The sequence below is a fragment of the Brytella acorum genome (assembly GCF_029309905.1).
Classification (GTDB): Bacteria; Pseudomonadota; Alphaproteobacteria; order Acetobacterales; family Acetobacteraceae; genus Brytella; species Brytella acorum.
Genome location: NZ_JARBJP010000003.1, coordinates 289,171 through 312,257 on the forward strand (window position 1 = coordinate 289,171; position 23,087 = coordinate 312,257).

The window sequence follows — 23,087 nt, forward strand, 5'->3', positions numbered from 1 at the left end:
CGGGACAGCCGCGTTTCGCGCGGCCCCTCATGACAGAGACCCGCCAGAAACGATGTCCGATCCCTTCAAGCATGCGATCCGCGTCCGCGGCGCCCGCGTCCATAATCTGAAAAACATCGACGCCGATATCCCGCGTGACGCGCTGACCGTCATCACCGGTCTGTCGGGATCAGGGAAATCCTCACTGGCTTTCGACACGATCTACGCCGAAGGCCAGAGGCGCTACGTCGAAAGTCTTTCGGCCTATGCGCGCCAGTTTCTCGAACTGATGGGCAAGCCCGATGTCGACTCGATCGAAGGGCTGTCACCCGCCATTTCGATCGAGCAGAAAACCACTTCGAAAAATCCGCGCTCGACTGTGGGCACCATCACCGAAATCCACGACTATATGCGCCTGCTATGGGCGCGGGCAGGCGTTCCCTATTCGCCGGCGACAGGCCTGCCCATCGAGGCGCAGACGATCAGCCAGATGGTCGATCGGGTCATGGCGCTTCCAGAAGGCACGCGGCTGATGCTGCTCTCACCCGTCATTCGCGACCGCAAAGGCGAATATCGCAAGGAACTGGCCGAGTTGCAGCGCAAGGGCTTCGCCCGCGTGAAGATCGACGGCGAACTCTACGACATCGGAGACGCTCCGGATCTCAACCGGAAGCTGCGGCACACGCTCGAGGTCGTTGTTGATCGCGTCGTGGTCAAGCCTGGCATCGAAACGCGGCTCGCCGACAGCTTCGAGACAGCCATCGCCCTGTCCGATGGTCTTGCCTACGCGGAAGACGTTCAGCGCGAAGGGAGCGAAACCGAAAAGCTCCACATGGTCTTTTCGGCCAAGTTTGCCTGTCCGGTCAGCGGCTTCACGCTCGAAGAAATCGAGCCGCGCCTGTTCTCGTTCAATGCGCCGATGGGCGCGTGTCCCGCCTGTGACGGGATCGGCACCGAAACGCATTTCGACGTCAATCTGGTCTTGCCGGACGAACGCCTGTCGCTGGCTCAGGGGGCCATCGCGCCCTGGGCGGACGCCAAGACACCATGGTTCGACCAGACGCTGGAAGCCATCGCCAAGCATTTCGGCGAGTCCATGAAGACGCCCTGGCACAAGCTGAAGCTCCAGACCCGCGAAACGCTTCTCGACGGCGCGCCGGTGCCCATCGAGTTCACTTATCGCGACGACCGGCGGGCATATTCGATCACCAAACCCTTCGAGGGCGTGCTGAACAATCTGCGCCGTCGCGCAGCCGAAACCGACAGTGTCTGGGTACGGGAAGAACTTTCACGCTATCAGTCAGACCAGCCCTGTCATGTCTGCCACGGCGCACGCCTGAGACCGGAAGCGCTTTGCGTACGCGTCAACGATTTCAACATCGCGCAAGCGTCCGACCTCACCATCCGTCGGGCGCTGGCGTGGTTCTCGACCGTCGAGGCGTCCCTGACACCCCAGCGCGCCGAAATCGCACGTCGCATCCTGCGCGAAATCACCGATCGCCTGCATTTCCTCAACGACGTCGGCCTCGACTATCTGACGCTCTCGCGCGGCTCCGCCACGCTTTCGGGCGGCGAGAGCCAGCGCATCCGCCTCGCGTCCCAAATCGGCTCCGGGCTGACGGGCGTGCTTTATGTGCTCGACGAACCTTCGATCGGGCTGCACCAGCGCGACAATGAACGTCTGCTCGGCACGCTTGAGCGCCTCAAGAAACTGGGCAACACGGTCATCGTCGTCGAGCACGATGAGGACGCCATCCGGGCGGCGGACTGGCTGATCGACATGGGACCGGGGGCGGGTTCTCATGGTGGCCAGGTCGTCGCTGTGGGCACACCCGCCGAAGTCGCGCAGAACACCGCCAGCATTACAGGTGATTACCTCTCGGGCCGCCGCGCCATTCCGCTTCCCGCGCAGCGCCGCCCCGTGGATGCCGCTCGCATGCTGACACTGCGCGGGGCGACAGGGAACAACCTGCACGATGTGACGGCGAACTTCCCGCTAGGCTGTTTTGTCGCCGTCACCGGCGTCTCCGGCGGCGGCAAGTCCACGCTCGTCATCGACACGCTCTACAAGGCCCTGTCGCGTCAACTCATGGGGTCTGGGGCAACACCCCTGCCCTATCGCGCGATCGACGGCATGGAGCAGCTCGACAAGATCATCGAGATCGACCAGTCCCCGATCGGTCGCACGCCGCGCTCCAACCCGGCCACTTACACGGATCTCTTCGCCCCGATCCGGGACTGGTTCGCCGAAATGCCCGAAGCGAAGGCACGCGGTTACAAACCCGGTCGTTTCTCGTTCAACGTCAAGGGCGGCCGTTGCGAAGCGTGTCAGGGTGACGGCGTCCTGAAGATCGAGATGCATTTTCTGCCCGACGTGTACGTGACATGCGCGACCTGCAAGGGACAGCGCTACAATCGCGAGACGCTCGACGTGAAGTTCCGGGGCAAATCGATTGCCGACGTGCTGGCCATGACCGTGGACGAAGCCCTGCCGTTCTTCCACGCGGTGCCGCGCATCCGCGATCGCCTCGCCATTCTGCAACAGGTCGGTCTCGGCTACGTCACGCTCGGCCAGCAGGCCACCACGCTCTCCGGCGGGGAAGCGCAACGCGTCAAACTGTCCAAGGAACTCGCCAAGCGCGCCACCGGGCGCACGCTCTACATTCTCGACGAACCCACGACGGGGCTTCATATCGAGGATGTCCGCAAGCTGCTGGAAGTGCTTCACGCTCTGGTGGAGCAAGGCAACACGATCGTCGTCATCGAGCATAATCTCGATGTCATCAAGACGGCCGACTGGCTGATCGATATCGGTCCCGAAGGGGGCGAAGGGGGCGGCCGCGTGGTGGTGGAAGGACGGCCGGAAGATATCGCGGCCTGTCCGGACAGCCATACCGGACGGTTTCTGCGCCCGATGCTGGCGCGGACCGAACCCGTTCCTTCTCCGAAGCCCAGGAAAACCCGGCGGAAGACATCAGCGGCCGTTTAAATCCGCTGATGGACGAAGACGCTCGCCATGCGTGAAATGCTTCGGAAAAATTGGGGGCGATCCGGCGAGCGCCGCCTCCGCCCTGCTCTGGCCTTCCCACTTAGGCCGTCCCGGTCAGGCCGTTACGTAAGCGGGCCGTTCGGCGCCGGGCAGCACGCGGTCTTTCAGGACGCGTTGAATGGTCCGCACCACCTGCTGTCCCGTGATCAAACGTGAGCACTCGAACTGACGGGGCGTGTTCGCATGGCGCGGGCACCACAGGAAATCCTTGTGGTCAAACTGATGCGCGGCGTCGTTCCAGCATGAATTGCAGGCGTGCCAGTTGATGACGCGATAGGGCGTCTCGAACTCGTTATCGGGATGGGTAAAGCCCGAAATCATCACCACAGGCGTACCTGCCGCATGGGCGAGCCACGCCAGACCACTGGAAAGCCCCACGAAAAACGCCGCATGACGCAGCCATCGCACACGCTCGGCCAGGGGGCGACTGCCGGTTTCATCTTCCGCTCCGTGTGGAAGATGGTTCCAGACGATGCCCTGCCCATAAACAGGCTTCTGATCGATGCATATGACCCGATAACCGCAGCTTTTCAGAAACGACACCACATCTCGCCAGCCGCCGGGATTGTTCCAGTATTTACACTGGGTGCTCGCCTGAACCGCGATGCAGACATACGGCCCTTCGATCGGGGGCGTCGTATCGGGCACGTTCAGGGCTGGCGGCTTGTCGTTCCACGGATTGATGCCAAGGATATAGGCAGCCGTCCGATGCAGTCCGACATGACGGAAATCGGTCGGCTGGCGGACGCGATCCTTGTCGGTAAAAAACAGCCCGAGCGCATAGGTCGCATAGAAACGCGCCGTAAACGCCTTGTCTTCCCGGGCTTCGCCATGAGGCACCAGCGAGAGATGCGGATCCGCCCCATGTACGAGCGGATAGATGGCTTCGGAAACGGTTGCCGTTACGATGGCGCCGGTCTGGCGGGCAAAGCGTGAAACGGCTGGCAGCCATGCGAGGGTATCGCCCAGCGTGCCCACGGGAATCTGGACGAAAACCTGTCGTTCACGCAGTTCCATGACGTGGTTCACGACATGCTCGACGGTGCCGTCGGGGGCATGAAACCACACATCGATACCGAACGGTACGAAATACTTCTTGGCGGATGACACCATGCCGCCCGCTATTTTTGTATCGAAAAGAATATTCCCCGTCTCGGCATCCATGAGACGGATGCGCCATTGTCCGGCGCCTTCCGCCAGCGTCGGGACAAAAACCCGCGCGCCATCGTTGAAATCGAACCGCACACCGCGATTCGCCTCGACTGTCGCTGGAGCCGGAGGAGAGAGATAGGGATTTTTCGTCTCGGACGAAGGGGCGGAAGAAGCCGTAGCGCCAGAAGGCTTCATGTCTCCAGAGGGCTTCATCTCTATGGGAGAAGGGCTGTCTGTCACTCTGGTCGCCGTCTCTTCGCCTTCAGTCAAGTCTTTTCCCCGAGTCTTATGATACCCAACTGAAACGACTTTAATCCGTTCATCCGTTAATAGTCGAGAGCACCATGCCCGGGGTCAGGATCTGCGGCAGCACCTGTTCCGGCCCATGACTCGGATAATAGACGTAAAGCGGCACACCATCGCGACCATGCGCGCGCAGATAGTCGGTGATGGCCTGGTCGCGGTTCGTCCAGTCGCCCTTCATGTAAACGATGTCATGGGCATGGAATGCGTCCTGAACATCGGCCGTATAAAGCGCCACACGCTCATTCACCATGCAGGTGATGCACCATGCCGCCGTCATGTCGATGAAGACGGGTCTGCCCTGAGCGCGCGCCTTCGCCAGAGCCTCGGCGGAGTAGGGCACGGAGCGCGACGTCGCGCTCTGTTCCATGGCCGCCGTCGAGACATGGGGCGCGGGTGCCGCATCAATCCGCGCCAGAGACGCCACGACCAGCGCGAAAACGCCGATGGCGATAGCCCGCACCACGATGACGCCCCGCGTGACGCCCTCCGTCATCGCGCGTTGCTGCGCGAGGCCATACATCCAGGCGGCGAATCCCAGCGCGACCGCACCTCCCGTCGCCAGCCCCACCACGTCCGGCCCACGTTGCAGACCGGCAACCCACAGCAGCCAGACGCAGGTGGCCAGAAGTGGAAAAGCAAGGAACTGCCGCAGGATGCTCATCCAGTTGCCCGGCTTGGGCAGACGCGTCGCAATTCCCGGGACGCCCGCGATCAACAGATAAGGAAAGGCCAGCCCGAGCCCCATGGAAAGAAAGATCGCAAGGCTGGACACCGCCCCGCCGCCTAAAGCCGCCGCGATGGCGACACCCATGAACGGTGCCGTACACGGCGTGGCGACCACGACGGCGAGCGCACCCGTCATCACATCGCCCGCCAGCCCCGTTTTGGGCCGTACGTCCTGCCCCAGCCCGGTCGTGATCTCGAACACACCCAGCAGATTCAGCGCCATCAAAAAGAGCAGCCAGCCCACCCCGACGACGAATACGGAAGACTGGAACTGAAAGCCCCATCCGGCGACGGACCCCGCTGCCCGCAACCCGAAGAGGAGCAATCCGAGCAGCGCGAACGTGCCCATCACGCCCCCGGTATAGGCGAAGGCACTATGGAAAGCCGCGCGACGTCCATGTGCGCCCATTTTCGCGACGGAAAGCGCCTTCATGGCGAGAACGGGAAAGACACAGGGCATGAGATTGAGAATCAGGCCGCCCAGGAAGGCGAAAACGAGCAGCATGCCCAGTCCGTAGGATGCGTCCGCCGGATGGGCCGCCACAGGCGCCGATGGCGTCGCGGCGGAAGGCGTCGCCCCGGAATTTTTCGCATCGATCCAGAGCGAACTCGTTTTACCGGCCGCGTCCTGGAGCACTACGATCCCTGCAACCGTCGAAGGCGCCTTGCTGCCCGCCGCCCATGTCAGTTTGAGTGATACATGCCCGTCGCCGACGCTCAGAGCCTGCTTGGCCACGTGATCGATCAGCCCCCCCGCCGAGGGCATGAACCAGGCGTCATGCACCGACTGCGCGGAAAGCCCGGCGCCCGAAAGGGTCAGTATTCCGTCCGCGCCGAAAGAGGCCGCGAAAGGCGACGGGACCGGCCGCGCGGCCTCGGCTTTCGCGAACAGGGGGGCCGCCTGGGCGCCCGGTCCGGGATCGGCATCCGCTGGCGGCAGAACGAGCGTGAACTCGCCTTCTTCGGGCACACAGGTATTCTCGCAGACGAGCCATTCGGCATGCGCCTTGATGGTCACGCCGCCCTTGCCCTGAAGGCTTTTGCCCCGAAGTTTGAGGACTTCCGGCAAAACGACATCGCCCTCATAGGCATAGGCCATCAGGCCGCCCTCCGAGAGACGCACCGGAGTCGGCCAGTCGATCGTATCCGACGCGCCTTCCGCGCCACCGGACGCCTGCACCTTGAGGACCGGAGCCTCGCCCGCGTCACCGGGGTTCACCCAGTAGGTATGCCAGCCGGGTTTGAGCTTCAGCCGCAGGCCGACATGCAGGATCTGGTCCGGGCCGATGGCGTCGCGATCGGTCACGAGCGTGGCTTCGTCCCGTTCGGACGTGATGGCCTGACTTTCGGCCGCATGGGCCGTGCCGCCCAGCCAGAGTATGACCAAAAGAAGAGACACAAACTGACGCAAGCGCGGATTTCCCTGAACGAACGGCAAAAATTGAGGTGATACGGTGTCCGATACCAGCCAACAGGTCGCGCGGAACAGGATTGCGGGACGTCGACCGAAAGCGTCATACGCATCATATGATCAATAGTATGGATGTCCCGTCATCATTCGCCAATAGTGCGACTTTTCCCGAACTGCCGGTCACGGCGGTTCTCCCGGCCCTTCGCGCGGCCCTGAACGCGGGCCGCAACGCCGTGCTCGTCGCTCCGCCCGGCGCCGGGAAGACCACGCTGGCGCCCCTGCACCTGCTGGACGCGCCATGGTGCAAGGCCGGACGTCTCATCGTCGTGGAGCCCCGCCGCGTGGCCGTGCGGGGGGCTGCGCATCGCATGGCGGAACTGCTGGGCGAAGAAACGGGAGAGACCGTCGGTTTTCGCACCCGCACCGATTCGGCCATATCGTCCTCGACACGAATCGAGGTAGTGACGGAGGGCCTGCTGCTGCGCCGCCTGCTGACGGACCCGCTGCTCGAGGGCGTCGCGGCGATCCTGTTCGACGAGGTTCATGAACGTTCACTCGATCTTGATACGGCCCTGGCTTTCTGCCTCGATCTTCAGCGGAGCCTGCGCCCCGAACTGCGCCTCGTCGCCATGTCCGCCACCACGGACGGGCGCGCCTTCGCCGGACTTCTGGACGGAGAGCTGATCGAAAGCGAAGGACGGCAGTTTCCCATTGAGATCCGCCACACCAAGCGCGACATCGCCGCCATGCGGGATCTGCCCGAAGCCGTCGCCCGCGCGATCCGGGACGTCTTCGCCAGCGAAGTCGGCGATATCCTGGCGTTTCTGCCGGGACTGGGCGAGATCCGGCGCGCCGAGCGTGCGCTGGCGGATCTTCCGGCGCCCGTGCTCCCCCTGCATGGCGAGCTTTCCACCGCCGAGCAGGACCGCGCTCTTCGACCGACCGCGAACACGACGCGCAAGATCGTTCTGGCGACGTCGATCGCTGAAACCTCTCTGACCGTGCCCGGTGTGCGGATCGTCGTCGATGGCGGTTTCCGCCGGACACCGCGCTTCGATGCGGGCTCTGGCCTGTCCAGGCTGGAGACCCAGCGTGTTTCGCGCGCGACGGCCACCCAACGCGCGGGACGCGCGGGACGTGAGGCTCCGGGCATCGCGATAAGGCTCTGGACCGAAGCCACCGGTCGCGGCCTGCCACTTCAGGACCTGCCCGAAATCCTCAACGGAGATCTCGGAGGCCATCGCCTCGATGTTGCGGCCTGGCATGCTCTGATGGGCACGTCTCCGGAGGCGCTGGCTCTGCTCGACACGCCGCCCAACGGCGCAACACAGGCGGCGGACAGCCTGTTGCGCGACCTCGGCGCCCTCGATGAAACCGGACACGTCACCCCCCATGGAGAGGCCATGGCCAGGATCGGCGCCCAGCCGCGTCTCGCCGCCATGCTCTGCGCGGCCGACACGCCCTCCGCGCGCGCGACCGCCGCTGCCCTGGCCGCCCTGCTTGAGGAACGCGATCCCCTGCGCCCTAGGCCCGTTCCGGGCCAGCGCGCCAGCAACCCGCCAGCAGATATCCGCAGCCGTCTGCACCTGATCGCGGGCGACACACATCATCCCGATGCCGACCGCGCCAGCCTCGCGCGCATCCGCGAGGGCGCGCGCCGCTACCGCCAGCGCCTCGGTCTGCGCGGCGGCGCGGACATGGACCCTGACGCCGCGGGTGGCCTGATCGCGGCGGGTTTCCCGGACCGTGTCGCCCAGTCCCGAGGCGAGCCGGGCCGCTATCGCCTCGCCGGAGGCGGCAGCGCCCGGCTGGGCGCGACCGACCCTCTGGCGCGCGAAAGCCTTCTGGCGGTGGCGGCCCTGCATGTGCGAACCGCTACCGAACTCTGTCTGGCCGCCCCGCTCGACGCGGAGAACCTGCCCGATGCGCTGCTCGCGCGCACGACGGAGCAGGTCGAAACGACGCTGGACCCCGTCACCGGTTCAATCATGGCGCGTAAACGGTTGCGCCTGGGCGCGCTCGTGCTGCGGGATCGCAGCGTCGCGGTCGCGCCGGAGGAAGCGGGCTCCCTGCTTCTGGCGCAGATCCGGAGCGACCTCACCCGAAATCTCGCCTGGACCGAGGCGGCACGACAGTTCCAGGCCCGTGCCGCCCTGGCCCGGACGCATCTCGACCCGTCCCTGCCCGATTTAAGCGACGACGCTCTCGCCGCCACTCTGGAGGAATGGCTGGAGCCCTACCTTGCCGGACTGACGAAGCTTGCGCAGGTCAAGGCGCTCGATCTGCTGACGATCCTGCGCAGTCGACTGCCCTATGAGGTGCTCACGCGCATCGATCGCGAACTGCCGCGCATGATCGAAGTGCAGGGCGGCCAGGTCTCGATCGATTATACGGCCGTCACGCCCACCGCCACCGCCCGCGCGCAGGCCTTCTACGGCATCCGCGAAACGCCGCGCGTCGCCGGGGGCAAGGTGCCGCTTCAATTCGCGCTGCTCTCTCCCGCCGGACGACCCCAGGCGATCACGGCGGACATCGCGGCGTTCTGGAAAACCGGATGGCCGGACATGCGGCGCGACATGCGCGGTCGCTATCCCCGGCATGACTGGCCGGAAGATCCAGCCACGGCCTCACCGCCCATACGTCGCCCGCGCGGCTAGCCGCACATGATCAGGAATTTCGTTCTCGATAAACAACGTCACGGATAAGCCTTTTCGATAATGAAAAAACCGCTTCTCGCCCTATGTTTCTTTCCTGCAACGGGTTGGGCGGTCACGATACGAATCGCAGCCTCTTCGATCGTCGAAAACGCCATGCTGGCCGTCGATGTGAGCCATCGCTGAGATCAGGGAATTGCATTTTCAGAACCAGCTCCGTCCACGACGCTAAACCAGCGTCGGATCACGTAAGATGAACTTTCGCCACGTCCCGTGACATCGACGATTGCGATCCGGTGGAACCGGAACGCGCCGCTCGACGCGACGACATCGATCCGCCGTTCGACCGGGCGCAGAATTCCGCTGCCCTGGAGCGCCTCTCCCGAGGCCACGGCGTCCTTCTTCGGCTCCTGATCCGCGCTCGCGCGCAACGCCGCCCGCACGAACGCATCAGTCGTCGTCGGAGACGGATCGGCCAGCTGGGTAAACGAGAGATGCGGCGCGAGACAGGCGGCCAGGGTCGGTGTCATGCCGAGCACCTGACTGAAATCCGCCATCGAAACAAAAGAGGTCCCGCGAGGACCGTAGGAACGTCCCGTCGCCCGATAGGCTGGCAAGGCATCCACCGCAGCTCCGGGTGTCCGCCACGCGACGATCGCCGAGGCGATGTTGCCGGCGGACGTCGCATCCATGCCACACTGGCGGATCATGGCCACGAGCAAGGACTGCGAGGCGCCGGATGGATTTACCTGCCCCTCCATTCTTGTCACGGACACCGCAAGCCTGACATCGGTGTCGAACGGCACCGGACGCCATGATCCATCGTCACGCCAATGCCCGTTTCCCGTTTGCAAAATATGGAAAAGAGCGAGTTGCACGCCGCCATCCGCGGCGGCCTCGAGCATGGCGCGTTGCTGACGTGCGAAGGCCAGACGGACTTCCTGACGGCCCGCAGCGGCGATCTGCGTTACCACGAGCGACAGCAGACCAAGAGCCAGAAGGACGGCCAGAAGCGCGAAGCCGCCTTCATCATGATCCTTGCGCAGATGTTCCGACGGATCCATCACCATTCCGTAACGACGAGCGGTGGATCATGCCTCATCAGAAGAGGGATCGGAAGATAGGCTCTGAGCCCCCTGTACACCTTGTTGAAAATCTTCGGAAAGCGTAATCTTATTTCGCGCCCACATATCCGACATCATGTCTGTCGCGAACAGATCGAAACATGAGGCTTATCTCAATGCCTGTGCCCTTCCTGTTTGCAGCCTTCTGACTTTCATGAGTTTTTCCGACAGCGTGCGGAGTTTCTGGCAGCAGGACTTCTGGCCGTGGTACAAAACGCAGATCCTTTCGTTGCTGCCACGCCGATGGCACCGTCAGCGCGAGCGCAGCCACTTCCTTCTTTTGATCCCGCTGAACGATGCCGCCACCCTGACGGACCTGCCCGAGGACGAGCCTCTTGGCACGACCGTTGACGTGATCCGCTGGGTCGATGGGAGAGCGTTCGACGAAGGCATGGTGGAGATCAACGAACAGGGTGCCGCACGTCTGACGGATCTGGCCCGCGCCGGACGACTCGCCTTGCCGCTGGCGATCGGCATTGCCCCGCAGGACCTTCTCGAAACCGAAATTCGCCTCCCTCTTGCCGCCGAACGTTCCCTTGCATCGGTCATGACGTTCGAGATCCCGAGAGTCACACCCTTCATGACCCGGAGCCTGTTCTGGTCCGCCGTCATCACGAAACGGATCGCAACCCATCAACGCCTGCTGGTCAGACTGCGCTGCACGCCACGCGCGCCGATCGCCGGACTGGTGTCATGGCTCGCAAGACATCGCTTCGGGCCTGTGGAAATTGTGGCCCCCACCTCGGCGACCGCCCCGTCGGGCTGGCGATCCATCCCGATAGGACAGGCCGCCGACCGAACCCGCAATCTGCGGTTGCTCTGGCTCTGTGTGGTCCTTGTCGCCGCCGCCGCCCTTGGAGCGGGGCTTCGCCAGAATGCGCAAAGTCGGGCGCTGGAAACGCAGATCGATGCGCTCCGACCAGCCGTGACCCATGCCCAGATGCTGCGAAGCCGCTACGAAACCCTGACGGGCAATCCCGCCATTCTGGCGCGGCAGTCGGAAGCGTCAGGCTCGGTGAGCAAAGCGATGGAAACCCTGTCAGCCGCGCTGCCCGATCAGGCGTATCTCACCGAGTTCGCCCTTCATGCCCGTCAGATGGAGCTGACCGGACGGGCGCCTTCGGCGGCCGCACTCCTCGAACGCATGGCGCGCGATCATCATTTTCAGGACCCGTCGCTTTCCGGCGCCGTCACGCGCTCGGACGACGAGAAGGACGATGTCTTTACGATCAGGACACGGTTCGCAGACGAATCGTCACAACCGCCTCATGCGGAACCGGGGCGTTGAGCACGACGGACACGCCATTGCTGCCCGAGGGCGGTCGGGGCCGTTTCCTGGCCCTCGCCCTGACGTTTCTGGCGCTCGCGGCTGTATGGATCGGCGTGATCTCGCCTTTGTGGAGCTGGTACGCCGCGCGCGGTCAGGCAATAGCCGATCAACGCATCATGCTCGAACATATGCGGGCCATTCGCGACACGCTTCCCGATCTTTCAAAACGCGTCCGGGAGGCCGCCGCGCAGGCTGCGGGCACGACCATTCTTCTCGAAGCGGGCACGGACGCCGTGGCCGGGGCGCAGCTCCAGCAAATGACGAACGGTCTGCTCGCCCGGCACGGCGTAACCCCGAGCGAGGAAGAGGTGATCCAGCCCGAGGCCTCGGGACGCCTCCGCCGCATCGGCGTGCGCCTGAAATTCCAGGCCCGATGGTCCGATCTCATCGGCTTTCTTCGCGACCTGGAAACCTCGCGCCCGCGTCTCTTCGCCGACGATCTGCGTATACAGACTGTCGAAGTTCCGGATCATCCGACAGGCGAGATGGTCGAAACCACCTTGGTGGTCATGGGCTTTCGCGCGGCCCTGGCTGTTCATACCCCGACAGAAAAAGAAAGCGCCGGCGGCGCTTCGAATGGTGACATGAAGTGAACAGGTTTTCCTTATCGACCTTCCCCGCCTCGCGCGCCATCATGCTGGCAGGCGCTTCCCTGACAGTGACTCTCGGAATGGGCGGCTGCGAACAGGCCCCGCCCAGGCCCAGACCGCTCTCCGGTCCGACCCGCCTCGGAACAGCCCAGCCCAGGCTCGATGGCCAGATCGGAACCCAGCGCCGTTACAGCGGCGTCGCCTCCTATGCCCAGGCGAACGGCGCGGCCCGGACAACGAACGAAAACGGTCCGGGCGATATCACGCTGAATTTCGCTAATACCGATATCCGCACGGTTGCCGATCAGATTCTCGGCGACATTCAGCATGTGAACTACACGATCGATCCCGCCGTCCAGGGAACGGCCACGCTGCGCACCTCCCAGCCTCTGCGGCGCGACCAGCTCCTGCCGGTTCTGCGCAGTCTTCTCACGGGCGCCAATGCCAGCCTGATCGAAGAGAACGGCCTTTACCGTATCGTACCCGCCGCCGGTGGCCCGTCGGGCGTCGGACGCGGGGCGGCGGCGCAGGACGGCGAAGTCGCCGTGCCGCTGCGCTATGCCTCGGCGACCGCGCTGGCCAAAGTGCTCGAACCTTTTCAGCAGAATGGCGGCCATGTCGCCGCCGCGCAGGGCTCGAACACGCTCATCATCAATGGCGACCCCGCGACGCGACAGTCCCTCGTCGATCTCGTGCGGTCCTTCGACACCGACGCCCTCGCGGGGCAGTCCTACGCCCTGCTGCCGACCAATACGGGAAATGCGCAGGAACTTGGGCATGCCCTGGAAACAGCGCTGGCTTCGGGTAAGGAAGGCGTCATGCGCGGGCAGGTCCAGGTCCTGGCCATGCCGCGGATCGACAGCGTCCTCGTCATCGCGCGCAATCCACGACTGCTTCAGGATGCCCAACGCGTCTTTACGCTGATCGAGGCCGGACGCCGCAAGACGGTGCGCGTCTGGAACGTCTTCTACCTCCAGAACGGTCGCGCCAATGATGTCGCCTATGTCCTTCAGCAGGCTTTCACGCCCGACCATGTCACGGCCTCGCCGACCCCGCATAACAGCACGATCGGCAAAATGAGCAATTTCCTGAGTCAGGGCAGCGGCCAGGGCAATCCGGGTGGCGGGCTGGGCGGCAGTGGTTTTGGCGGCGGCGGCGCGTCGAGCATGCCGGGACAACAGGGCGCGAACGACGACAATGCCCAGAACGGTTCGAATAACGGCCAGAACCAGGCGGGCAGTGGTTCCGGAAGCCATCAGGACGACGACATCTCCAGCAATCCCCTCCTTGGCGGTCTTGGAAACATGGAGGACGGTCAGGGCAGCCGCGATACCGTCCGGATCATTCCGGACATGCAGAACAATGCCATCCTCGTCTATGCCACGCAGGAGGAACTCGGTTCGATTTCCGCCATGCTGCACAAGATCGATATCGTTCCATTGCAGGTTCGTATCGACGCGACCGTGGCCGAAGTCACGCTCAACGACAATCTGAAATACGGCACGCAGTTCTTTTTCAAATCGGGCGGCATCAACGGCATTCTGAGCGCCGCCGGTCAAACTCTGGGGGCATCCAATCTGGCGGCGTCGCAGCTTGCGAGCAATTTCCCGGGCTTCGTTCTGGGTGGAAGCGATCAGGGCGGCGCGCCGTTCGTCATCAATCTCTTACAAAACGTCACCACCGTGCAGGTGCTTTCTTCGCCGCAGATCATGGTCATGGACAACCAGCCCGCCTCGCTGATGGTCGGCGATCTCGTGCCCTATCTGACCGGTGCGACGACGAGCGTCCTGACATCCAATTCGACCATCACCAATACGGTTAGCTACCAGCCGACCGGGGTCATCCTCCAGGTCACGCCGCATGTCAGCAACGGCGATCTGGTCACGCTGGACGTATCGCAGCAGGTCAGTTCGGTCGCTTCGCCCACGACGACGACCAATGGCTCGAACAGCATCAACAGCCCGACCTTCTCCCAGCGTCAGGTCACGTCGCGCGTCGAGATCTCGGACGGCCAGACGGTCGGCCTTGCCGGGCTCATCACCGATAACCGCCAACGCGGCAATCAGGGGATTCCGTGGATGAAGGATATTCCTATCCTTGGCCTGCTCGGCGGGCAGCAGACCAACACGCGGACACGTACGGAACTGCTCGTGCTCATCACACCCCACGTGATTCACAGCCAGAGCGAAGCCGCCAAACTGACCGAGGATATGCGCGAGGCTCTCCCGCGCGCGGCGACGCTACATGATACGCTCAAAGCGATCCCGGCGTCCGGCTCGTCGGATCCGCAGCACCGTATCCTGCACGCGATCGGCCTCAAGGACTGACTATACGACCAGAGAACGTTCCGGTTTTTGATTCAACCAGAGCGGGAACCGGTGAAAAGATGTCCCGCCGCCCCCAGAACCTTGCGCGCATAGGCCGTATTCAGTTCGGGGGTACGCGAATGATAATCGCCCACCGCCCTGAGCAGGTCTCCGCCGTCCCGATTGAGATGGGACCGCAGTATCATCGCGGCGGCCGCGATGTTGAAGCAGGGCTTCATCGCCAGACGTGTCGCCACATCGACCATCGGCAGCCGGGTGATCTGCGCGATCAGCGGCACCCATGTCGAATTGACCTGCATGACGCCAAAATCGTGTGTTCCGTTCGTATTGGTGCGCACCATGCCCGGCGTGCCGCCCTCGACGGCCTGAATGGAGGGAAGGACACGCGGCGGCAGGTGATAATACAGGGCGCTGGCGGCCATGCACGCGAGAAACGGAATGGGCATGGTTTTCGCCTTCTCCAGATGCGCCGACATGACCGGCGCGACACAGCCTGCCGGAACACCGGATGAGGCATACATTGGATGCGCCATCGGGTTAGGCTAGTTTGTTTCTCATTCTAACATCGTAACGCAGATCAGGAACAAGCCCTTGCCAGACGTTCACAACGCGATCTTTCCACTTCCGGCGCAAGATGTTCAGACAAGACGAGATGAACAGGGGGACGCAGGCTTCACCCTGCTCGAAATTCTCGTCGTCCTCGCCATTCTGGCCCTGCTGGTCGGCCTTGTGGCGCCCGCCGCCCTGCGACAGCTCGGTGGCGCGCGGAACAGCGTGGCGCACCAGTCCATCGCGCGGATTGGCACCATTCTCGATATGTACAAGCTCGATACCGGCAATTATCCGGGCAGCGACGAGGGGCTGGAAGCCCTCGTCAGCAAGCCGTCTTCAGACGCGAGCGGCTGGAACGGCCCTTATGTCAAGGACGGCAAGGTGCCGCTCGACCCATGGAACCATCCCTATATCTATCACAATCCTTCATCACGCGACGGGCACGATTACGATCTGTGCTCGGGCGGGAGCCAGAATCGCCGTGGCGGCCCCGGTCAGGATGGGATGATCTGCAACTGACATCGGCGCGGACGGCTCTGTTTCGATCAAGCGGCCGCGAATCCGGTCATTACCCTACGCACGAAGCCTTCCGCCCTCGCGGAGGGAAAGTAGCGGCCGCCAGCCCTCAGTCGAGCCGGATGGGCGGGCGCACGAAGCGGTCGAGCCAGTCCACGATACAGGCAACCGCTCCCCGCCAGGGCCCGTAAAGCTCGAACTGGTGCTGACGATACAGCGCCATGTGCCCCAGTCGCGCGGACAGCCCGTGCAGCCAGCCGCCGCCAAAAACGGTGCCGCCCGAGAATGTTCCCCAACCGTTATAGCTGCCGAGGGCGACGATCGCCCCCTTGTTCTGGAAGGTCCATGGAGGGATCGGCCGCCCGGACCGGACCAGCGCCGGGATATGCCGCGCGAGATGGTGGGCCTGCTGGCGTGCGGCCTGCGCGGTCGGAGCGACGGGAGAGGCTGCGATGAAAGAACAGTCTCCCACCGCGTAGATGAATTCGTCGTCCATCGCCTGGAGGCTCGGATTGACCTCGATCTGTCCGGACCGGGTCAGCTTCAGGCCGCCGAACTGCGCCGTGACGTCCGGCGCCTTGACCCCCGCTGCCCAGACACGCAGCTTGGCATCGACGCGCGTTCCGTCTTTCAGCAGGAAGCCGTTCTCATCCGCGCCGCTCACCATCGCGCCCGCCCGCACCGTGACATCGATCGCTTCGAGCTGCCGGGTCGCGGCAATCGAGACTTCTTCGGGGAAAGCGGGCAGAATCCGTGGTCCCGCCTCGAGCAGCGTCACCTTGAGTTTGGGGGGCTTCTGTCCAAAAGAGTAGAGCGCGGCGAAGTCCAGGGCCTTGTGGAGTTCGGCGGCAAGCTGGGTGCCGGTCGCGCCGCCGCCGACGATGGCGATGTTGAGTTCCTCGTTATCGGCGAAGGAACGCAGCAGCGCCATGCGGAACTTTTCGTTGAAGCTCCCGGCTTCGATCAGATTGTCGATGAAAAGGCAATGCTCGGACACGCCAGGCGTGCGGAAATCATTGGCGCGGCTGCCGATCGACAGAAGGATGAGGTCGTAGCGGACGTGACGCTCGCCCAGCACCTCCTGCCCGTCCGCCGACATCACCGGCGCGAGCGTCAGCGTCCTGGCTGCGCGATCGAGAGAGGTGATCTCGCCGGGCCAGAATTCGAAGTGGTGGCGCGCAGCCTGCGCCATGAACATGATGCGGTCGTTCTCGTTCTGGGCCGTGCCGGCCGCGAAGCAGTGAAGCATCGGTTTCCAGACATGGGCGAAGCTCTTGTCGACAAGCGTGATCTCGGCCTGTCCCGCGCGTCCAAGGTTGTTCCCGAGCCGCGTTGCCATCGCGAGGCCCGCAACGCCTCCGCCGACGATCACGATACGAAATGTCTCCGCCACCTGAACCTCGCTTCCTCGTTTTCCCGCGCCAGCTTGGACGGGCCTCGCAGGCATAGCATCCAAGGCCATCAGTCTAAAAGGTTCACACGTCCGGCCTGTCGTCAGGTGAGCCGGATTTCATGTGCCGGAAAACACGCAATCCAGACCTGGAAAGCACCGGAACCCTGTGCTGCGTGTCGCCAAGGCGGACTCAGACGCCGGCGTTCCGGACGCCCCTGTCATGTGGTTCGCAGAGACGTGATCCTGCCGAATGCCTTGTTCGAGCCTCAATTCCCGGCTTGAGAGGATGCCACAAGGATGACAGAGATGACGGCGATCCCGTTGTCAGACAGAGAACCCGCATCATGCTTTCGCGCTTTTCCTCCCGCTTCAGCCTTCCCGCGCTTCTCTCCTGTGGTGCCGTGCTGGCTGCTCCCCCCGCAGAGGCATGGGGACCGTATGGCCATGCCATCGTTGCCGAAATCGCCCAGGATCGTCTCTCGCCCCAGGCGGCCAAAGCGGTCAAGGAACTGCTGGCGCTTGAAAACCATCACACGCTGGATGAAGTCGCCTCCTGGCCCGACACGATCGGACACGTGCCCAAAAACAAGGGCGGCGCGCCTGAAACGCTGCTCTGGCATTACGTCGACATCGATGTGAACAACCGTGATTATGACCGGACACGCGACTGTCCGGCCGATGCCTGCGTCGTGGAAAAGCTTCCTGCCCTCGAAAAGACCTTGGCGGACCGTAATGCGCCAGCCGCGGAGCGGCTCGTGGCCCTGAAATGGGTGGTCCATCTCGTCGGCGACATCCACCAGCCTCTTCATGCCGCCCAGCGCGATGACGACAAGGGCGGCAACACCGTGCGCCTGACCTATGAGGGCGATAACGCCAACGGACACATGAACCTGCATGCGTTGTGGGATGGCGGCATCATCGACCATCAGGCTCATCTGACGGTCGGGCCGTATTACAGCATCGACCCCGCCGCCGCGCGCGCCGTAGCCACCAGGCTCGGGGCGACCATCACGCCGGATGAAGCCACCTACTGGGCGGCGGACGTTCAACCCGGCCATATGCGCGACGCCACCATCGACTGGACCGATGAGAGCCATGCCCTTGCCCGGACGGTCGCCTACGGTGCCCTGACGCAAAACAGGGACGCTGCTCTGGGTGACAGCTACACGGCCATCGCCTGGCCCATCATACAGCTTCGCCTCAAGCAGGCGGGCGTCCGTCTGGCCGCCGTGCTGAACGAAGCTCTCGCCACACCGTAAAGCCGACGCCATCCAGCCAGATCGATCGGGAGTCTAAAGACCTCATGAAGTCACTCGTGATACGCGGGGCCAGTTATGGCCTGGCGGCTTTCCTGCTTCTTATGGCTTCCGGCCCGCGCGCGCGGGCTCAGGGGCTGCATCTCAGCCCTCTGGCCAAAGCGGAACTGGGCGACCACTCCCTAGCCAGCATTAATGCGGACAACATCCAGGCATCGGTCAAGGTCGAGACCGTGTCGGGATGCCGGACCCTGAAAACGCTCTGGGACACGAATGGCGAAACCCAGGCGGCCTCCTGTCCGGTCGCGACCCTGACGATCACGGACAAGCAACACCCTGACATCCCGGCGAGCGTGACCCGCCTGACGACTTACGACGCCGACCATCGGGGTGTCATGGGTCTGACCCTCTCGATGTGGCAACTCGATCCGACCAATGACAGACCGCAGGTCATGGTCTCCGCCTTCACCGGCGGCGCCCATTGCTGCGAAGTCACGACGATCTTCAGCCGTGCGCCGGACGGTACGTGGCGGCATGTGAACATGGGCATGCGCAACGGTGGGGAGCCGTTCCCCGTCATGGCCATGGGCCGGAACAGCACGCCCGTTCTCGTCACCAGCGACGATCGCTTTCTCTACACGTTTTCGTCCTATGCGGGCTCCTACGCCCCGCTCGTGATCCAGTCGCTCCGGGACAATGCGCTGACGGACGTTACGCGGGATCCCGCTTTTCATGACGACATCGCACGCTCTCTCGCGGAGCGGCGCCAGGAGTGGATCAAGGACGGCCGCAACGAACCCAATGGCTTTCTCGCGGGCTATGTCGCTTCCAGCGCCACCGTCGGCAACCTCGTCCCGGCATGGAAGACCATGCTGCGCGAGCAGGACAGCAAGAGCGACCCGACATTCGCGATGTCGCGATGCACCCTGAAAAATCTGCTCTCGACGAAAGGGAACCAGCCCTGCACGGATGAGGAAAACAAACCCCTGCCCTTCCCCGTCGCCCTGTCGGCGTTTCTGGTGCAGACCGGCTACATCACCGAAACGCAGGCACGCGCCCTGCCGCTCACGGCTGACGCCTCCGCCGCCGAGACATCGCCTTCGACGCCCAGGGCCGAAGCGCCTTCACAACAGAAGCCGGACGGCGACAGCGTCCAGTCCTATTCGACAACGCTCACCAACAAGGAAGCCACGACGGTGTTCGGGATCGCGCTCGGCTTTTTCGTGCTGCTCGCGATCGGGGGAACGGTGCTCTACTTTCTGCCGTTCATCATCGGCTGCGCGCGTGGCGCGACCGGTCTTCTGTCCATCTTCCTCGTGAATTTCTTTCTCGGCGTGACGCTCATCGGATGGATCGGCGCCCTGATCATGGCGCTCTGCTTCGAAAGCCGCCGCAGCTACGATCAGCGCCTGATCGACTACGGCGCCGGACGGCGAGACCGGCCGTAACGCTTATCGGCCCTCTGACGCGCCCCGGGACGAGTTGCCCCGGGACGAGTTGCCCTGGGGCACGGATGGCGGCGGCGCAGGGCGTGCCGTGGAAGGCAGGAACGGCGTTCCGGGCGGCGGCGGCATGGAAGCGTCCTCCACCGGGAGCGCGTCGCCGCTCTGGGCTTTCATGGAGTCGCGCAGGAGCGTCGGATAACACGTCGCCAGCACCAGCGCTCCGACCAGCAGCATGCCCCACAGCCCGACGAGAATGCCGCGCCGGATCGCCAGATCGCGGCACAGCACAACCATCAGGGGATCGCAGGCGGACATCTCCTCTGGCTCCCCGCCGGGAAAAAACGTAGACCCGCCGACGCGGCTCTCTCTGTGTCCCAGTCCCACCCCGTCCAGCAGCCGGGCGCGCAGGGCGGCGAGATCCTGTCGATTATAAAAGCGCTTCCGATTGATCGTGATCGGCCTGGGCAATTGCCGCAACAGGCGGAGAACGCGAAAAAGCATGGGGGAGATTCGCAGGAAGCGCGCGGCATCCCGCGGAGAGAGCGGACGCTTCCCCGGAAATGCGATCAGTCTTTCGCCATCGATCGAGGGCGCCATCGGACGTGGCCCTTCAGAAAATCCACGGCTCCCGACCGTGTTCCCTGCACCTTACACCCCGGAGCGCTCAAGGCGGCAAGCATTGAGGCTCCGATCGAAGACATAACAGTCATTCAAAAATGCATGGCAGCGCCGATATAACCGTTTGTTCATCACGCCCCCATGATACGGACAGAATGACCGTAGTTCTCCCCAGGGTCTTTGCCTTAAGAGAGGCGTATGATCGTCCCGTCTTTTCGCTTCCCCGTCCCTCACGCCAGCGCTGGCCCGCGCCCGCGACGCCAGCGCGCGGCCTTGTGGTTCGGCGCCGCCGCGTCCGCGCTTCTGACGATCAGTCCGCCCGCAAACGCGGAGACGAAACCTTCGAAGGCCGCGCCGTCCGCCCGGACGTCGGCGCCTGCACGCGCCCGCGTGCCTGACGGACCGTCCGGCGTCGAGCGCATCACGGTCCGCCGCCAGTCGGATCAGGCCACGGGCGCGCAGCCGGGCGGAGGGCTGATCCGGCCTCAGTCCGGCACGCGCGCCGTCAGTACGGTCGGTCGGGATTTCATGGACAGGCAGCCGCCCATGGCCACCGCCTACCAGCTCGCCGCCATGCTGCCTGGCGCGAACGTCGCGACGTCCGATCCCTTCGGCTTCTCGCCCGCGACCAACATCACCGTGCGCGGACTGAGCAACGACTCTCTGGGCTACGTGCTTGAAGGCATGCCTCTCAACGATGTCGCCTATTATAACGGCTATCCCAGCCAGTTCGCCGATAGCGAGAACTATCGTGAAGTGGCGCTCGCGCAGGGTTCCGCCGATCTCGACAGCCCGGTTCTCAACGCCTCGGGCGGACTGATGAACCTGACTTTCCTCGATCCCGGAATGAAGCCCGGAGGCTATGCCAGCGCGTCTTACGGCTCTTATGACACCAATCGGGAATTCCTGCGGCTGGAGACCGGCGATATCGCCCATTCCGGCGTTCGGGCCTTCGTCTCCTACTCTCACGGCGCGACCGATAACTGGCGCGGGCCGGGACGGGACAAGCGTCATCACATCGACTTCAAGATCCTCAAGGCATGGGGCCGCGAAAACCGTGCGAGCCTGCTCGGGTCCTGGAACAGCACGGTCACGAGCTATTATCCGCAGGTGACGGCGGCGGACTGGAAAGCCTACGGCATTCACGGCGCGAACGACCTCGCGGCGCGCTACGACGTCAACAACGCCAATGGCGGCACGGATTACTGGAAACTCTGGCGGGCTCCGGAACGCACCTTCTATGCCGGCACGCCGGTCCATCTGCGCCTGACGGATCACCTGACACTCGACACCACGCCCTATGCCCAGCTGGCCTACGGCAACGTGCCCGGAGGTTCGACATTGAGCGAAACCGGCCTGTATTCCGGCACGCAGCCCCTGCCCGATACCCTCAATCTTCCAGGCGCCGTGGATGGCGTCGCCAATGTGCGGACGAACTATACCCAGCGCAGCTATCGCTCCGGTTTCACCGCCAGCCTGCATTACAGGACCGGCCGGAACGATTTCATGCTCGGCTACTGGTATGATTACAGCGACGATACCGAACAGCAGCCCTTCACCACGGTCGACGGCCACGGTCATGCCGCCGACATCTGGTCCACGAAACGGCGTGATACCGTCCTGCTTGCGGATAGAAGCCAGCTTCTGGGAGGCAGCAACCATACGATCTCGCAAACAAATGCGCTCTATCTCGGCGATCACCTGAGCCTGTTGCGGGACCGGTTGTCGATCGATGCCGGAATCAAAGTCGTCATGCTCACGCGCAACGGCACGAACGCGATGCCAGGGCCGCAGTACCGCGCCAACGCCAATGATGTGGAGCCTTTGCCGCGTCTGGGCGTGCGTTACAGAATCGATGACGCCAACCAGATCTTCTTCAACGCGACGACGAATTTTCGCGCGCCCGACGAAACGGCCTTCTACAACACCTACAATCCCAGTTCGGGAGCGCTCAATGCCGCCGCGACACCCGATACGCGCCCCGAATATTCGATTACCGAGGAACTCGGATATCGCCGTACGGGCCGCTGGATCATCGGCAGCCTGACCCTGTTCAACTACAATTTCACCAACCGCCAGGTTTCCACGCTCGTCTCCCAGAACGGCGCGCTGGTTTCATCGACCGTCAATGGCGGTGGCCAGACGACACGCGGCGTGGACGTCGAGATCGGCACGCGCCCCTGGCATCATTTCAGCCCTTACGTGTCGGGCGAATATCTCCATGCGACCATCGATAACGACATGGTCGTGGACGGCGACCTCCTGCCGACGAAGGGCAGGACGGCCGTGCGCAGCCCGACTTTGCAGGCATCGGCCGGACTGACCTATGATGACGGACATTTTTTCGCCGTCGCGACCGTTCGGTACACCGGTCATCAATATGCGACCTTTATGAATGACGAACGCGTGTCGGATCACACGACAGGCGATCTTGCCTTCGGTTATCGTTTCAGGGACGCCGTACACCTCCATGCGCCGACATTACGGATGAATTTCGTCAACATCGCCAATACGCACTATCTGTCTGGCATCGCCGCGCCGACATTCAACGCCCGTGACACGACCGGACGCCATGGCTCGACCATCGCCGGAAGCGCGCCGACCTATTATATCGGCGGTGGTTTCGCCGCCCTGTTCACGGCTTCAACGGGATTCTGAC

At 63.6% G+C, this 23,087-nt stretch carries 16 protein-coding genes; 10 read left to right on the forward strand and 6 right to left on the reverse strand.

What is annotated here, in order from left to right:
- Window positions 1-52: 52 nt before the first annotated feature.
- Window positions 53-2,968, forward strand: coding sequence for an excinuclease ABC subunit UvrA (uvrA, locus tag PWM43_RS07845; RefSeq protein ID WP_289841942.1), 2,916 nt, complete (start codon window positions 53-55; stop codon window positions 2,966-2,968).
- A 114-nt stretch (window positions 2,969-3,082) separates the two neighbouring features.
- Here the strand turns inward: uvrA and PWM43_RS07850 are convergent, their stop codons facing one another.
- Window positions 3,083-4,375, reverse strand: coding sequence for an autotransporter strand-loop-strand O-heptosyltransferase (locus tag PWM43_RS07850; protein WP_289841943.1), 1,293 nt, complete (start codon window positions 4,373-4,375; stop codon window positions 3,083-3,085).
- A gap of 124 nt (window positions 4,376-4,499) precedes the next feature.
- Window positions 4,500-6,623, reverse strand: a complete 2,124-nt coding sequence (locus PWM43_RS07855; protein ID WP_289841944.1) for a protein-disulfide reductase DsbD family protein — start codon at window positions 6,621-6,623, stop codon at window positions 4,500-4,502.
- Between the two features lie 128 nt (window positions 6,624-6,751).
- Between PWM43_RS07855 and hrpB the strand changes: the two genes are divergently transcribed.
- Together hrpB and PWM43_RS07865 are read left to right on the forward strand one after the other, a co-directional pair.
- Window positions 6,752-9,280 carry an ATP-dependent helicase HrpB gene (hrpB, locus tag PWM43_RS07860; protein WP_289841945.1) on the forward strand — a complete coding sequence of 843 codons (2,529 nt, stop codon included), beginning with the start codon at window positions 6,752-6,754 and terminating at the stop codon, window positions 9,278-9,280.
- A gap of 60 nt (window positions 9,281-9,340) precedes the next feature.
- Complete coding sequence (locus PWM43_RS07865; RefSeq protein ID WP_289841946.1) at window positions 9,341-9,463, forward strand: hypothetical protein; 123 nt, start codon at window positions 9,341-9,343, stop codon at window positions 9,461-9,463.
- 2 nt (window positions 9,464-9,465) lie between these two features.
- Here the strand turns inward: PWM43_RS07865 and PWM43_RS07870 are convergent, their stop codons facing one another.
- Window positions 9,466-10,341: a type II secretion system protein GspK gene (locus PWM43_RS07870; protein WP_289841947.1), complete on the reverse strand. Its 876-nt coding sequence runs from the start codon at window positions 10,339-10,341 to the stop codon at window positions 9,466-9,468.
- A gap of 214 nt (window positions 10,342-10,555) precedes the next feature.
- On the opposite strand from PWM43_RS07870, the gene PWM43_RS07875 reads away from it, so the two are divergent.
- The 3 genes from PWM43_RS07875 to gspD are packed head-to-tail and all read left to right on the forward strand — an operon-like array spanning window position 10,556 to window position 14,648.
- The gene (locus tag PWM43_RS07875) at window positions 10,556-11,689 is read left to right on the forward strand and encodes a PilN domain-containing protein (protein ID WP_289841948.1); all 1,134 of its coding nucleotides are present in this window, start codon (window positions 10,556-10,558) and stop codon (window positions 11,687-11,689) included.
- On the forward strand, window positions 11,686-12,324 hold the full coding sequence (gene gspM, locus PWM43_RS07880; protein WP_289841949.1) for a type II secretion system protein GspM: 639 nt from the start codon (window positions 11,686-11,688) through the stop codon (window positions 12,322-12,324). Before PWM43_RS07875 ends, gspM begins: the two co-directional genes overlap by 4 nt.
- The gene (gspD, locus tag PWM43_RS07885) at window positions 12,321-14,648 is read left to right on the forward strand and encodes a type II secretion system secretin GspD (RefSeq protein ID WP_289841950.1); all 2,328 of its coding nucleotides are present in this window, start codon (window positions 12,321-12,323) and stop codon (window positions 14,646-14,648) included. Before gspM ends, gspD begins: the two co-directional genes overlap by 4 nt.
- A gap of 32 nt (window positions 14,649-14,680) precedes the next feature.
- Here gspD and PWM43_RS07890 read toward each other — a convergent pair whose 3' ends face one another.
- Complete coding sequence (locus tag PWM43_RS07890; protein ID WP_289842036.1) at window positions 14,681-15,094, reverse strand: lytic transglycosylase domain-containing protein; 414 nt, start codon at window positions 15,092-15,094, stop codon at window positions 14,681-14,683.
- 145 nt (window positions 15,095-15,239) lie between these two features.
- Between PWM43_RS07890 and gspG the strand changes: the two genes are divergently transcribed.
- Window positions 15,240-15,719, forward strand: coding sequence for a type II secretion system major pseudopilin GspG (gene gspG, locus PWM43_RS07895; RefSeq protein ID WP_317134983.1), 480 nt, complete (start codon window positions 15,240-15,242; stop codon window positions 15,717-15,719).
- A gap of 106 nt (window positions 15,720-15,825) precedes the next feature.
- Here gspG and PWM43_RS07900 read toward each other — a convergent pair whose 3' ends face one another.
- The gene (locus PWM43_RS07900) at window positions 15,826-17,109 is read right to left on the reverse strand and encodes an NAD(P)/FAD-dependent oxidoreductase (RefSeq protein WP_289841951.1); all 1,284 of its coding nucleotides are present in this window, start codon (window positions 17,107-17,109) and stop codon (window positions 15,826-15,828) included.
- Between the two features lie 344 nt (window positions 17,110-17,453).
- Between PWM43_RS07900 and PWM43_RS07905 the strand changes: the two genes are divergently transcribed.
- Both PWM43_RS07905 and PWM43_RS07910 read left to right on the forward strand, forming a co-directional pair.
- On the forward strand, window positions 17,454-18,368 hold the full coding sequence (locus tag PWM43_RS07905; RefSeq protein WP_289841952.1) for a S1/P1 nuclease: 915 nt from the start codon (window positions 17,454-17,456) through the stop codon (window positions 18,366-18,368).
- 44 nt (window positions 18,369-18,412) lie between these two features.
- Window positions 18,413-19,813, forward strand: coding sequence for a superinfection immunity protein (locus PWM43_RS07910; protein ID WP_289841953.1), 1,401 nt, complete (start codon window positions 18,413-18,415; stop codon window positions 19,811-19,813).
- A gap of 3 nt (window positions 19,814-19,816) precedes the next feature.
- Here PWM43_RS07910 and PWM43_RS07915 read toward each other — a convergent pair whose 3' ends face one another.
- Window positions 19,817-20,407 (reverse strand): hypothetical protein, encoded by a 591-nt coding sequence (locus PWM43_RS07915; protein WP_289841954.1) that lies wholly within the window; start codon window positions 20,405-20,407, stop codon window positions 19,817-19,819.
- Between the two features lie 219 nt (window positions 20,408-20,626).
- Here PWM43_RS07915 and PWM43_RS07920 point away from each other — a divergent pair, with 219 nt between their 5' ends.
- Window positions 20,627-23,086, forward strand: a complete 2,460-nt coding sequence (locus PWM43_RS07920) for a TonB-dependent receptor (protein WP_289841955.1) — start codon at window positions 20,627-20,629, stop codon at window positions 23,084-23,086.
- The last annotated feature ends 1 nt before the right edge of the window (window position 23,087 follow it).